The sequence below is a fragment of the Bradyrhizobium sp. CCBAU 53338 genome (assembly GCF_015291665.1).
Lineage (GTDB): Bacteria > Pseudomonadota > Alphaproteobacteria > Rhizobiales > Xanthobacteraceae > Bradyrhizobium.
Genome location: NZ_CP030049.1, coordinates 912,730 through 925,899, shown reverse-complemented (window position 1 = coordinate 925,899; position 13,170 = coordinate 912,730). Strand labels below are relative to the sequence as shown.

Annotated in this window: 9 protein-coding genes; 4 read left to right on the top strand and 5 right to left on the bottom strand. The window is 59.8% G+C overall.

All coding sequences use genetic code 11. From position 1 onward, the window contains the following. Positions 1–75: 75 nt before the first annotated feature. From XH90_RS38505 to XH90_RS38490, 4 genes are read right to left on the bottom strand one after another with little or no spacing between them, the layout of a single operon-like run. Positions 76–1,179 carry an ABC transporter ATP-binding protein gene (locus tag XH90_RS38505; RefSeq protein ID WP_128929503.1) on the bottom strand — a complete coding sequence of 368 codons (1,104 nt, stop codon included), beginning with the start codon at positions 1,177–1,179 and terminating at the stop codon, positions 76–78. 10 nt (positions 1,180–1,189) lie between these two features. Continuing rightward, entirely contained in the window at positions 1,190–2,020 is an 831-nt protein-coding gene (locus XH90_RS38500) for a carbohydrate ABC transporter permease (protein WP_164939082.1), read from the bottom strand. Positions 2,021–2,025: 5 nt separating this feature from the next. Beyond that, positions 2,026–2,952 carry a carbohydrate ABC transporter permease gene (locus XH90_RS38495; protein WP_128969536.1) on the bottom strand — a complete coding sequence of 309 codons (927 nt, stop codon included), beginning with the start codon at positions 2,950–2,952 and terminating at the stop codon, positions 2,026–2,028. A 57-nt stretch (positions 2,953–3,009) separates the two neighbouring features. Then, positions 3,010–4,446, bottom strand: a complete 1,437-nt coding sequence (locus XH90_RS38490; RefSeq protein ID WP_128955162.1) for a sugar ABC transporter substrate-binding protein — start codon at positions 4,444–4,446, stop codon at positions 3,010–3,012. A 653-nt stretch (positions 4,447–5,099) separates the two neighbouring features. Here XH90_RS38490 and XH90_RS38485 point away from each other — a divergent pair. Both XH90_RS38485 and XH90_RS38480 read left to right on the top strand, forming a co-directional pair. After that, positions 5,100–6,167: a HoxN/HupN/NixA family nickel/cobalt transporter gene (locus XH90_RS38485; protein WP_128929507.1), complete on the top strand. Its 1,068-nt coding sequence runs from the start codon at positions 5,100–5,102 to the stop codon at positions 6,165–6,167. A gap of 302 nt (positions 6,168–6,469) precedes the next feature. Next, positions 6,470–8,494 carry a TonB-dependent receptor gene (locus tag XH90_RS38480; protein WP_128930141.1) on the top strand — a complete coding sequence of 675 codons (2,025 nt, stop codon included), beginning with the start codon at positions 6,470–6,472 and terminating at the stop codon, positions 8,492–8,494. A 2-nt stretch (positions 8,495–8,496) separates the two neighbouring features. On the opposite strand, the gene cybH is transcribed toward XH90_RS38480, so the two are convergent. Beyond that, the gene (gene cybH, locus XH90_RS38475; protein ID WP_128929508.1) at positions 8,497–9,222 is read right to left on the bottom strand and encodes a Ni/Fe-hydrogenase, b-type cytochrome subunit; all 726 of its coding nucleotides are present in this window, start codon (positions 9,220–9,222) and stop codon (positions 8,497–8,499) included. A 381-nt stretch (positions 9,223–9,603) separates the two neighbouring features. Here cybH and XH90_RS38470 point away from each other — a divergent pair, with 381 nt between their 5' ends. Continuing rightward, positions 9,604–11,676: a methyl-accepting chemotaxis protein gene (locus XH90_RS38470; protein WP_128930142.1), complete on the top strand. Its 2,073-nt coding sequence runs from the start codon at positions 9,604–9,606 to the stop codon at positions 11,674–11,676. A 117-nt stretch (positions 11,677–11,793) separates the two neighbouring features. Beyond that, on the top strand, positions 11,794–13,110 hold the full coding sequence (locus XH90_RS38465) for a DUF3422 domain-containing protein (protein WP_128929509.1): 1,317 nt from the start codon (positions 11,794–11,796) through the stop codon (positions 13,108–13,110). Positions 13,111–13,170 lie beyond the last annotated feature (60 nt).

Below are 13,170 nucleotides of genomic sequence, written 5' to 3'. Positions count from 1 at the left end.
GATTCCGCTAGCAAAAAGTCTCGATGCCATGCTTTTCCCCCTGCATCCCGTTGTTGGGTTTGCGAACTCTTGCGCTTAGGCGATGACCGAGCCTGTGGCCGGATCGATCAGCACCATCCGATTGAGGTCGATGGCGAGCTGGATTCGCTCGCCATGGCTCTGAACATCATGTGCTTGCAGCTCCGCGACTGCGTCTACTCCGCCGATCTTGATGGTCGTGAAGGTACGAGTACCTGTAGGCTGGATGAGATCGGCGACCGCTGAATAGGGCACCACCCCATCGCGCAATGGTCCGTCGCCGGCTCGGCCGAAATGCTGAGGCCGAATGCCGACAATGACCTCACGTCCCGCCACGCTAGAAAGGGCAGTGGCCTTCGCAGGCGGCACAGTCAGGGACTCTCCGGAACCGAAAACGACAGAAAGCCCGCCATTCATCGCCGTCAGGGTTGCCGGTATGAGATTGATCGAAGGAGAGCCGAGGAAGCCCGCCACGAAGCCCGTTCGCGGCCGCTCGAACAGTTCGAGTGGAGCTCCCTGCTGCTCTATTTTTCCATCGCGTAGCAGCACGATACGATCCGCCAGCGTCATCGCCTCGACCTGATCGTGTGTAACGTAGATCATTGTGGTGGTGATCTCGTGATGCAGACGCTTGATCTCGGTTCGCATTTCGTCACGCAATTGGGCGTCCAGATTCGAGAGCGGCTCGTCAAACAAGAAAAGATCCGCCTTGCGAACGATGGCCCGTCCGATCGCGACGCGTTGACGCTGTCCACCGGAGAGCTGACGTGGATAACGCTGGAGGAGATTGCCGATGCCGAGCATCTCGGCGGCTTCGCTGACCCGCTTCCTGATCTCGATTTCTGGCGTCTTGCGGGCGCGCAGGCCGAACGCGATATTCTCATTGACGGTTAAATAGGGATAGAGTGCGTAGTTCTGAAAGACCATCGCAATGTTGCGTTCGCGCGGACGCAGATCGTTGACGATAGCGCCGCCAATCGCGATCGTGCCGTCGTCCGGATCTTCGAGACCGGCGATCGTCCGCAAAAGCGTGCTCTTGCCGCAGCCTGACGGACCCACGAGCACAGCGAATTCGCCATCGCTGATGGTTAAGTCTAGTCCCCGAACGGCATGCACGTTACCGTAGTATTTGTGCACTCCGGTCAACTTGACGTCGGCCACTCTAATCTCCTCAACCTTTGACGGCGCCGAGCGAGATGCCGCGCACGAGATAGCGCTGCATTACCGTAACTGCGACGAAGATCGGCAAAGTCCCCAGGACGGACATCGCCGCGATTTTGGCCCAGAAGTTCGACTGGCCACCGAAATAGTGCGTCAGCATGACCGGAAAAGTGATCACTTCGGTACGCGTGAGCACCAGCGCGAAGAGGAAGTCGTTCCAGGCGAACACGAAAGTAAAGACCGAAGTCGCCATGAGCCCCGGGCGCACCATCGGGAAGACGACTTTCCAGATGACCTGCCATCGGTTCAGTCCGTCGACGAGGGCGCTTTCCTCCAGCTCGAGCGGAACATCAACGATATAACCCCGCATCATCCAGATGACATAGGGCAGATTGAACGCGGTATAGAGCACGATCAGGCCGAAGTAGCCGTCAACCAAACCGAAATAGACGTAGATGAGGAAGATCGGGAAGACGACCGCAATCGGCGGGATCATGCGCTGGGAAATGATCCACATCGCAAGGTTCTCGCCACCCGTGCCGAAGCGGGCGAGGCTGTAGGCGCATAGGGTACCAAGAATGATGGCAATGGCGGAGCTAACGCCGGCGACGATCAGGCTGTTCAGGATGGCCATGACGTCACCATCCTTGAATAGGACATAATAATTCGAGAACTGGATCTGCCCAGGCATCCACAATGGCGGCACGTGATAGATCTCGTCCGGCGTCTTGAACGAAATCATAAACAGCCAATAAACCGGAAATAGAAACAGCAAAGTGACGACGCCGGCGCCGATATAGCGTAGCACCAGAACGCGCCCCTTCCTGGTGGGCAGCTTCATCAGCCTCATCGCGCAATCTCCATGCGCTTGAGGACAAGCGTGGTAATGAGAGTGAGCAGCGCAATCACCAGGAAGGAGATCGCGGCGGTGTAGCTGGTTTCGAATTGCGAGAAGCCCTGCACATAGGTGTAGAGTGAAATCGTCTCGGTCATCGAGCCCGGCCCGCCTTCGGTGAGGGCCCAGATGATGTCGAAGATGCGCACGAGGTCGAGGCCGCGGATAAGGCATGCAACAGCTATCACGGGCGCGATCGCCGGCAGAATGATCGCGCGAAGCACGCGCAGATACGATGCCCCATCGATCTCAGCAGCCTCCAGTTGAGACTGATCGACATTGGACAACGCAGCGAGCAGCAGCAGAAACATGAACGGCGACCACTGCCAAACTTCGCAGATGATGATCGCCGGATAGACGTAAGCAGGGTTGACGGTCCACAGGATCCGGATCGGTTCGCCGGCGAAAAAGCTGAGTATCTCACCGATGGGACCAAAGCGGACGTCGAACAACAGGCGCCAGGTCGCACCAGCAACAATCGGAGAGATCACCGTCGGCAGCACCAAGAGCGCGACGAAGAGCTGGCGCCCGGGCATGCGGTCGATGAAGAGCTGCGCCATCAGGAAGCCGATCAGTAGCTCGAGAGGCAGGGCGATTGCTGTGATGATCGCGGTGTGGCCGAGCGATGCCCACAAACGGGTATCTCTGAACAACTCCGCATAGTTCAGCAAGCCGGCGAAAGACGTATCATTGTCCGTCATCGTGATGCGCTGGAAGCTCACGATCAACGAGTAGATGAGGGGAAAGAGGCCGACGAGGAGAAGAACCAATATTGCGGGCGCAACGATGAGATAGGGTAGGCGGTCCTCGAGCACACGCCCGAGCCGGCTCGGGCGGCGATGTTCAGTGCCATTAAAGCTTAAAGAGAACGTCATCATCAATCCAGGAATCGCGCCGCACGGGAGGCGGTGCCTCCCGCGCGCCCTCCAAGCCAACTATTGCGGATAAGCGCCTGGTTTTGCTGCCCAGACCTTATAAACCGCCTTCTGGTTTTCAATGCCCACCTTCTCGGTGATGGCATCAAACTGCTGCGCCATGCGGTCGAGAATGGTCTTCGGATCTTCGCCGGCCCAGAGGCTCGAAATGGCCTTGGTCATCGCCTCGTCGTACTTGTCCTGCTGCAGCAGGGAGAGATCGAGCAGGCCCTTCTCGCCAGATGTCTTGATCGTGTCGAGATAGGCAGGAGCATCAGGCCAGAGCGCACGGTATTTCTCGCTCGCGTAGTGCGACAGGCGGAAGGGATCGCGGAGCGTATAGGGGAGCTGCACGCGCTCAAGGCTGGTCTTCTTGCTGTTCAGCCATTGGATGAAGAGATAAGCGGCCTCCTTGTTCTTGCTCGTGGCCGAGACGGACAGGTCGAAACCGACGCCAAGCTCCGGGCGACCGAGGGGCGTGAGCGCATACCCGACCTTGCCGGCGACTTGCGATTTGGGTACCCATTTCAGCGCTTCCTCGCCCGAGCCGTAGCCGGCGGCCCAACGCCCATAAGGGGGCCAGGAGATCGTCATGGCGGTGGTGCCCTGGAGGAACGCGGCCAAGTTGTCGACGAAATTCCATTGCTCCACGCCTGGTGGCATGAACTTGTTCTCGGCCAACATCTGCTTGAAGACCTTCAGGCCGACATCGCTGTTCACCGTCGATTTCATCGTATCGGCATTGAAGAACTTGCCGCCCTCCATGCGGAAACGTTCCTGGAACATGTATTGCGGATAAGGCGCAGTTCGGAAGAAGCCGGCGCCATAGACCTTGGGCGCCATCTTGTCAGTGATGAACTGTCCGATGTCGTCAAGCTGCTTCCAATCCTTGGGCGGAGCGAGCTCGTAGCCGAACTTGGCCTTGAACCCCTCCTTCATCTTCGGATCCTCGAAAATGTCTTTGCGGTAGTAGAGCAGCATCACATCGCCGTCGTCCGGGAAGCCGAAGATCTTGCCGTCATACTGCATCTGGTTGTCGCGATAGGCTGCGGCGATGTCCTGCAACTCGTCGCGATAGCCGAACTTGTCGACATATTTGTCCAGGGGCTCGAGCGCTCCGGCCCGGGCCAGGTCGGGCATCCAGGATGGAATGACGTTCAGTGCGTCATAGGCCCCGGCGCCCGACTTGAAATCCTGCATGATCTTGGTGAACATCTGGTCGGTCGGCACCTCGACCACCTTCACCTTGATGCCAGTGAGCTTCTCCCATTTCGGACCCGAATAGTTGAGCGGGTCGAGCGATTGAAGGCCCGCCTCCCAGACGATACTGATCGTCGTGCCCGCATATTTCTTTGCTGCTTCGACAGCAATGTCGGCGGCATCCTTATCAGCGGCAGGAGCCGATACACCTGTGAGCGCAAGGATAGCGGCCACGCCCAACAATGTCCTGAACTTCATGCCTTCCTCCTCTTCATTTGAGCAATCCTAAGCCGCCAAGGTGGCCCCGGAGCTTTTGCCTCGGCGCGTCGACCGGTTACCCATGCTGGACGTCGACTGCCGCACCGTCGGAGGGCTGTCGAACGAACAGATGAGTGTCTTCTGGGGATGGCCATCCGCGCTCAGGCCGCGCTGCCCGATAGGCACGAACGCGATTTCGCCTTGGTAAAACACGCCTTCCCCCCAAAAGCTCTCGATGTATTTGCTTTTGGCGTCACTCTGCTGTGAGGCGGAAGCGGCCGGCAAATGAGAACTTTGCAACCACCGATGAGCCACATTCACCTGTCAGCAGTCTCTGCTGCGGCCCGCTCAAGCCTCAAAGCTGAAGAAAATCCGGTCAAAGCACGGCGGACCATTGGCCAAGCCAGTTGCGCCCTTGCGAGCCTTTGCTGAACTACGAATACGTTTCTTCAGGGATGGGAAGTACCTTGCCGAATATGGTTAGTTAGTTTGCGAGCGGCATCGCCTATTTTAAGGCGTAACTCGCTATCGACAGGGATTCTTTTGCAAGTGCAATCGCTTGGCGCCCTTTTACGCCATGGTCTTACTTGGCCTGAATATTGCTCAGGGTATGAGAGTTCGACAAAAAGATCATACCAGGGGAGTGGCGCCGCATGGGGCAGGTCACGTCACGAAGTGGCCTCTTGAAAGGCCTTAAGTTGAGAACTGTCTTGTTGCTGGCAGGGCTGACGCTGACCAACATTGCAGCCTGGGGCTGGGCCGTTGCGCTGTTCGCCGGTCAGCCGTCGGTAATGGCAACCGCGCTGCTCGCTTGGGTGTTCGGTCTGCGCCATGCCGTGGATGCCGATCATATTGCGGCAATCGACAATGTCGTGCGGAAGCTGATGCATGCCGGCCGCGCCTCCGAAACTGCAGGTCTCTACTTTGCGCTCGGCCATTCCACGATCGTTCTCGCTTCAATGATCCTGCTTGCCGCCGGCGTCATGACCCTCGGCGGAGAGGGTTTGCTCAAAAACTTGGGCGGCCTTCTCGGAACCTCGGTTTCAGCCGTCTTCCTGCTCGGCGTGGCCGCCGTCAACTTTGCGATCTTCGCAAACTTGTGGCGCACAATGCGTGCAGCGCAGGCCAGCGGCGTCTACGGTGCACAATTACTCGATGCGCCCCTAGCCGGAAGCGGTCTTCTTTCGCATTTGCTCGGCCCGATCTTCCGAATTGTGACGCAAAGCTGGCACATGTATCCGCTCGGATTCCTGTTCGGATTAAGTTTCGACACGGCGACCGAAATTGGCCTGCTCTCCCTCTCTGCCTCTGAGACTGCGCGCGGCCTGTCGCTCTGGCAGGCCATAGTCTTTCCTGCACTTTTCGCTGCCGGAATGTCCCTGGTTGATACCTTGGATTCAGCATTTATGGCCAGCGCTTATCGCTGGGCTTTCGTCGATCCGGCCCGAAAGCTTTGGTACAATCTGACAATCACAGGTGCCTCAGTCGCGATTGCGCTGTTCATCGGCAGCGTGGAAACGCTTGGCCTGATCAGCGATCAGCTTGAGCTCACGGGTGCCCTTTCGAGCCTCGTCGATCGCCTCAAGGGATCACAAGCCATCTTAGGCTTCGGCGTGATGTCATTGTTCGCTCTCGCCTGGCTAGCATCTCTCCTGCTGTATCGCGTTGCATGGAAGGGAAAGACCACTCGAACCGCCTTGCCGACATCACGCGCGACTTAGCGGCTGCAGCGATGCTGTCGAGCCGCTCGAAGCCTGCCGTCTTTGCCCGCTGGACGAGCATTGCAGCACTAAGCATCTGCGCCCTCATGATCGACGCTGAACCTAGCTCTGGAGACAATATCCAGACTAGCTACACCTTGCCTGCAGTCATAGTCACTCGTGAGGAGATCCCACGGCGACCGCGAAGAGCTCCAACGCCACGCTCGGATCGAGCGCTCGGCATAGGGTCCAGTAGCCAGCTGGGCGGGCAAGCCTCAGCGGTATCGGCCAAGAGCAGCGCGGCCTTGGCTCCCGCGTCGAGCATGGCAAGCCAGATCACAGTATCAGGCGAAGACGTCAACGCGCGGCCCGTGATGCGCCCGGGCGAAGTGCTCGAAGCTGTACCGGGGCTCATTGTGACGCAGCATTCCGGCGAGGGCAAAGCGAACCAGTACTTCTTGCGCGGCTATAATCTCGATCATGGCACGGATCTCGCGATCTATGTTGATGATGTGCCTGCCAACATGCGCACTCACGCCCACGGCCAGGGCTATGCCGACCTCAATTGGCTGATTCCTGAAGCGATCGCCGCCATGGAGGTAAAGAAGGGGCCTTACTTCGCCGATGAAGGCGACTTCTCCTCGGCCGGCGCCGTGCATATCGGCCTGATCGACCGCACGGTGAAGGGGCTAGCGCAGATGACCGCCGGCAGCTTTGGATATCGCCGCTTCCTCGGCATGGATTCGACGAGGCTCGGCGATGGGACATTGCTCCTCGCCGGCGAGGCTGGGACCTACAACGGCCCCTGGGACAACCCGGACAACCTCCGCAAGCTCAATGGGCTCTTGCGCTACAGTCAGGGCACGGCCACCGACGGCGTGTCGGTCACGGGCATGGCTTACGCCAACAGATGGAATTCGACCGATCAGGTGCCGCAGCGCGCCATGACGGACGGATTGATGGATCGGTTTGGATCTGAAGACCCGACTGACGGCGGCAACGCAAACCGTTTTGCCCTGTCGGCGCGCGTGGCGCAGAGCGATAATTCCGGGGCCTGGAAGGCGAACGCTTATGTCGTCAAGAGCGAGCTCGATCTCTACAATAACTTCACTTATTTCCTGGCCAATCCCGTTGTCGGCGACCAATTTCACCAGCACGACGGCCGCCTAATGGCCGGCGCTAACATCGCACGGACGATGGATGGCTCATTCGCTGGGCTGCCGATGCAGACGACCTTCGGCCTGCAGTCCCGTTACGACGCCATCGATCTCGCGCTCACCGACACCCACCGGCGCAGTTTCCTGTCCAACGTACGCAGCGATAAGGTCGGGGAAGGCAGCATCGGCGCTTACGCCGAGAGTACGTTGCACTTTTCGGACTGGCTGAGGACCACGGTCGGTTGGCGCGGGGACTATTACGCGGCCGACGTGACGTCGCTGTTCGATGCGAACAACTCAGGCCATGCCAACGCTACGATCGGAAGTCCCAAGCTTCGCATCGTGGTCGGTCCCTTTAACAAGACCGAGTTCTTTTTCGGCGCCGGCTATGGCATGCACTCGAACGACGCGCGGGGTGCGACGACGACGGAAGATCCGAGCGATCCCGGGACAAAGCTGCCGCGCTCGCCGCTGCTGGTCCGCACCAGGGGCGCGGAGGTCGGCGTGCGTTCGAGGATCGTCCCGGATCTCGACACCTCGCTCAGCCTCTTCGTCCTCGACCAGGATTCCGAGATCCTGTTCTCAGGCGATGCCGGCGATACCACGACGGCGCGCGCGAGCCGCCGCTATGGATTCGAATGGACCAACCATTACCGCCCACGGTCTTGGATTGACGTCGACGCCGATCTCGCGATGACCCATGCGCGCTTTCGCGGTTACGACAGCGACCAGGCGGAGGTTTATGCCTCACTCGCCGGCTATCCCGCCGCGCAGATCGGCAACGCGCCCGGCAACTATATCCCTAACGCACCGACCATGATGGCGTCCGCCGGCATCTCGCTCGGCGCGAAGACGGGCTGGTTCGGCGCCCTGCGTTGGCGCTATCTCGCCTCCAGTCCGCTGACGGAAGACAACGCCTTCCGATCGCAACCTACCGGCATCTTCAACGCGCGGATCGGCTACCGCACCGACAAGGGCTGGCGCCTCCAGCTCGATTTGCTCAACCTCCTCAACAGCAAGGCGAACCAGATCACCTATGCCTATGGCTCCCTGCTGAAGACGGACAAACTTTACAATCTCTGTGCCGCCAATGCCGCCCCTGCGCCAGTCTGTGCCATTGGTGTGATGGACTATGTGCTTCACCCGGTCGAACCCTTGACCGTCCGAGTGACCCTAGCGGGCACATTCTGATATCAGTCAGGTCGCGAGTCGCGAAACGTCCGTTCGCCGGTAATAATGGCCGATAGCATGCTCTGACGCGACACGATGTCCTCGCGCACGGCAGCATATACATGCAGGATGACGAAAGTCACAATGAACCAGAGGCCGAGATGGTGCACTGTATGCACGTCTTGACTGTTTGGGAAGATCGAGAACCACCAGCCGAACAGCGCATACCATAAGCTGTCGCGACCTTCGCCCTCAGCGTAAAGTGCAAATCCGGTCAGCATCATCAGGATCATCACAATCACGAACAAGAACATCGCAGTATTGGCCAAAGGATTGTGGCCGACGTATTTTTTCGGGTAGCGCACTAGGAACAGGTACCATCGCAGCTCGTACAAAAGGCCCCAGCGCCAGATCCGGTTGTAGATCGGAAACGCGAACAACTGGCGGGCATACTGGTTGCCGACGAACGCCCAGTAGACGCGATAAAGGAACGCGAAGGCGAGCACCTGTCCCGACGCGAAGTGAACAAATCGGATGTAGCCCATCGTGTACCAATTGCTAGCTTCACCAGGCATCGAGGGAAGCGGCGAGGCGATTAGATAACCGGTAACGGCCAGAAGAGAGATCGTTAGCGCATTTAACCAGTGCCAGATCCGTACCGGTGCCTCATAGACATAGATTGATTGGCGATCCGTGCCGACGGCGCCGACGGCGTCCAGCGTACCCGGAATCTCCGAGATTTTCGTCATCGCATGCTCCTGCATTGAGAGTGATTCGACGCAGCGAACAAACGAATCAGCGCATGCCATCGAGAATATCGCGCGCATGCCGGCGCGAAATCACCGCCCTGCAATTTTTTTCTTCACGCTTCAGCGGCCCTACGCAACGAAGAATTGGAAACCCGCTTTAACCGCAGGTGGAAATCCTGCTTTCATATCTTTATTGAACCTCTTTGCTATTTTCCGCTGCATCCACGTGGGTTCGCGGTCTTTTTCCCTGCATGAGCAGCGAGCTTCCTTACCCGGCGCACGACACTTGCTGCGCGGCAGCTCGCTGCAATTTACCGATGATTAGGAGAGACGGCACATCGTTTGCTCATTTCCAGCTCCAGCGAACCGGGTATTTGCGATATGGATTTGAGCTTCATTCGGCGCGGCGGCGCATCGCGCCGGGCAGGCGTCTTCCAGACACAGGGCCGGATGAATGCAGCGGCCATGAGCTTGCCGAAAAGCGAGCCAGTCATCGCCAACCTGTCAATTCGCCTGAAAATCATGATGGGATTTGCTATCGTTCTGCTGCTGTCGGCGGGCACCATGGCGGGCGCCTGGTTTGGCTATGAGGCGATCCTCGACGGCTTCGACGTTTATCGTATCAGCATGTCGGAATCGGATTATGCGCGCGAAATCGACAGCTCGCTCTCGGCATACCAGAGCAACGCGCGCTATTACGCCCTGACGGGCATAAAGGAGGCGGAAGCTGCCGCGGAAGAGGCGCGACGCTTGCTCGAGCGAACGATCACGGCAGCCAAAACCGAGACTGCAACTCTCAGCTGGCAGCAGTCGATAAAGGAACTGTTCGAAGCCTACCGCGCCTATACCGATTCCTTCAACAAAGTGTTGGCGCTGCGCGCCGGGATCGATCGCTCGGCAGCCACGATGGGCGGACAGGCGCACGTCATCCGGACCGCGCTCGATCAGGTGAAGGCGCCGGGCGCTCAAGCAGAAAATATCATTGAGCGTTTCGATACGATCGATCGCCTCGTAACGACAGAATTGAAGCTCCACGATGAAGTCCTCGCGAGGGACGTCTTACAGAGAATAGAAGGGTTTAAAGGTGCGATCGTGCGAGAGCGTCGCTCGCCGGACGTCGGCGGACAGGCGCTCGACGAGCTCGTCGCGTCTTACCGAGATGGGTTCGCCCGAGTGGAGGCCGCAGGCCAAGAGATCGATCGTTTGATGGCGGACATGTGGAAGCTGCGTCACGGACTATCCGGGGCGGCCGCCTCTCTGAAGCGAGTGGCTTTGGCGGAGCAGGCTGATGCCGAGAAAAAGACCGCGGTGCAAATCATCCACGGTCAATCGGTAGTGGTTGCCCTTGCGCTCGCCTCGATTGCAATTGGCCTCGTGCTCTCCTTTGCGATCGGACGCGGTATCGCAAAACCTGTCATCGCGATGTGCAGCTCGATGATCGAGCTGGCAAACGGCCGCTATGAGATCGTGCTGCCGGGGCTCGGTCGGCACGACGAGGTCGGCAAGATGGCTGGCGCGGTCGAGAGCTTCAAGCGGCAAGCCATTGAGCGCGCCGAACGCGAAGCTGCGGAGATCGAAGAGCGTAACAGGTCGGCGGCCGAGCTGCGGCGCGCTGAGCTCGCTAAATTCGCTGGCGGCTTTGAGGCCGCGGTGGGTGACATCGTCAACGGCATTTCGGGTTCTGCTCAGCAACTCGAAGCAGCAGCATCAACGCTGTCACGCAATGCGGAGGCGACAGGGGGCCTGACCAACGCGGTGGTCGGCGCCGCGCGAGAATCGTCGAGCAGCATTGGTTTGGTCGCCTCGGCGGCCGAGGAGCTGTCGCTGTCGATCAATGATATTCGCACCCAGGTCCGCAACTCGAATGCGATCTCCGGTAATGCGGTAGCCCAGGCCAAGAGCACGGACGCCCGCATCGCGACGCTCGCGCAAGCCTCGCACCGGATTGGTGATGTCGTGAAGCTGATTACAGCGGTCGCAGAGCAGACCAATCTGCTCGCGCTCAATGCCACCATTGAGGCAGCCCGCGCCGGAGAGGCGGGCCGCGGCTTTGCCGTCGTCGCAGCCGAGGTGAAGTCGCTTGCAAGCCAAACCGCCCGTGCGACGGAGGAGATCGGCTCTCACGTCGAAGGTATGCAGCAAGCGACCGGAGATTCGATTGCCGCGATCAAGTCGATCGCCGGCATCATTGGCGATATCTCCGCCATCTCGGGTTCGATCGCGTCCGCCGTCGACCAGCAGACCGCGACGACACAGGCGATCGCACAGAGCGCGCAGCAGGCGGCCTCTGGCACCGCGCAGGTGTCATCCAATCTCGAGCAGGTCAATCGCGAAGCAAGCGAGACCGGCTCGGCGGCTTCCGCCGTGCTGCAATCAGCGCGCGGACTAACCGAGGCGAGCCACCGCCTGCGCGCGGAGCTTGACCGTTTCATGGCCAACGTCGTCGCGGCGTAGTCTGGCTCGCAATGCGAGACGCCTGCGACTACCATTGCGCAAGTGCCAGAGACCTGCGCTAGTCAACGGACAAGCCGGCACCCTCGCGTGGGCAAACCGGTATCCTAGGGATCGTCGATGGAGCATGGTCTGGATCTGGCCGGATTCGCGTTGCACCCGCAACGCGGTGCAGTGTTGGGTGAGGTGCATGCGCGTCCGTTCACGCGGCTCTCCGCGCCTCTCGCAGTGCTGCGATTTGCTTTTTTGGGCCAGGGAGAAGCGGCGGCCGCCGACCGGCAGGCCTTTGTAGGCTTTTGCACCGCGCAGGGCTTGGCGGCACCCGAGGTGTCGGCTAAGCACCACCAGGTGTCAATCGGAGCAGTTTCGCTACGCTGGGAACAGCATTCCGAATTCACGACTTTCACCTGGATCTGGAGTAATGAGGCATCCGCGCTGGCGTTCGCTCCCATCGGTGACGAACTTACCGCATTGATCCGGGCACTGCCGCAAACGGGACAGCTGCTTGTGGCGGTGAGGCTCGAGGTGGAGCAGACCGAAGCGGCCGTCGCGCGCGCTGAGGAGCTGTTTGATAAGAGCAGCCTCGCAATGGCGACAGTCCGCAGCGGCCCTGCGGTCGTCGCTTCCGACTTTCGTGCGGATGCGCAGGGCTTTGTCCGCATTCTCATCTGCAACGACGGCCTGTCGCCGGGCCGGCTTGGCGCTCTTGTGCAGCGCGTGCTGGAGATCGAGACCTATCGCACGCTGGCGCTGCTCGGCCTGCCGGCCGCGCTCGAGCTCGCGCCCTCGGTCGATCACATTGGGCGGCGGCTGGTCGAAGTGCTCCAGGAGATGCAGGGCGCCGAGGACCTCAAGCTCAACAATCACCTCCTCACGGAGCTGACCGCATTGGCCGCCTCATTGGAGCGCGGCGCAGCGGGTAGCCTGTTCCGCTTCGGCGCGAGCCGGGCTTATTACGACATCGTGCAGGCCCGCCTTGGCGTGATCGAAGGAAGCGAGATCGGAGGGCGACCGACCTGGTCGTCCTTCCTTGCCCGGCGGATGGCGCCGGCGATGCGCACCTGCGCCGCGATGGAGGACCGCCAGGCCAACTTATCGATCAAGCTAGCGCGCGCCGCCGATCTCCTGCGCACGCGGGTGGACGTGGAACTGGAGGAGCAGAATCGTGACCTGCTGCGCTCAATGAACGAGCGCACCAAGCTGCAATTGCGCCTGCAGAGCACCGTCGAAGGCCTCTCCGTGGCGGCGATCGGCTATTACGTCGTCAGCCTGTTCGGCTACCTCGCTAAGGGCGCACATGACGGCGGCTTGCATGTCGAGCCGTCACTCGCGACAGCATTGTTCGTACCATTTGCCGTCGGTCTAATTTGGATCATCACGCACCGGATCCGCCAGAGGCACCTTAAACATGAAGGCGCGCCGGGCGATCATGACTGAGTTCCTTCGCGCCGAGGGCTTGCCATTCGAGCCGGGTCGGCCGAAGCTGGTGGAGCTGGA

Excerpts from the sequence above, each read along its gene's own strand:
- cybH (WP_128929508.1), bottom strand. The coding sequence starts at position 9,222 with ATGACGAAAATCTCGGAGATTCCGGGTACGCTGGACGCCGTCGGCGCC.
- XH90_RS38490 (WP_128955162.1), bottom strand. The coding sequence starts at position 4,446 with ATGAAGTTCAGGACATTGTTGGGCGTGGCCGCTATCCTTGCGCTCACA.
- XH90_RS38485 (WP_128929507.1), top strand. The coding sequence starts at position 5,100 with ATGGGGCAGGTCACGTCACGAAGTGGCCTCTTGAAAGGCCTTAAGTTG.
- XH90_RS38470 (WP_128930142.1), top strand. The coding sequence starts at position 9,604 with ATGGATTTGAGCTTCATTCGGCGCGGCGGCGCATCGCGCCGGGCAGGC.
- XH90_RS38495 (WP_128969536.1), bottom strand. The coding sequence starts at position 2,952 with ATGATGACGTTCTCTTTAAGCTTTAATGGCACTGAACATCGCCGCCCG.
- XH90_RS38500 (WP_164939082.1), bottom strand. The coding sequence starts at position 2,020 with ATGAAGCTGCCCACCAGGAAGGGGCGCGTTCTGGTGCTACGCTATATC.
- XH90_RS38465 (WP_128929509.1), top strand. The coding sequence starts at position 11,794 with ATGGAGCATGGTCTGGATCTGGCCGGATTCGCGTTGCACCCGCAACGC.
- XH90_RS38480 (WP_128930141.1), top strand. The coding sequence starts at position 6,470 with ATGGCAAGCCAGATCACAGTATCAGGCGAAGACGTCAACGCGCGGCCC.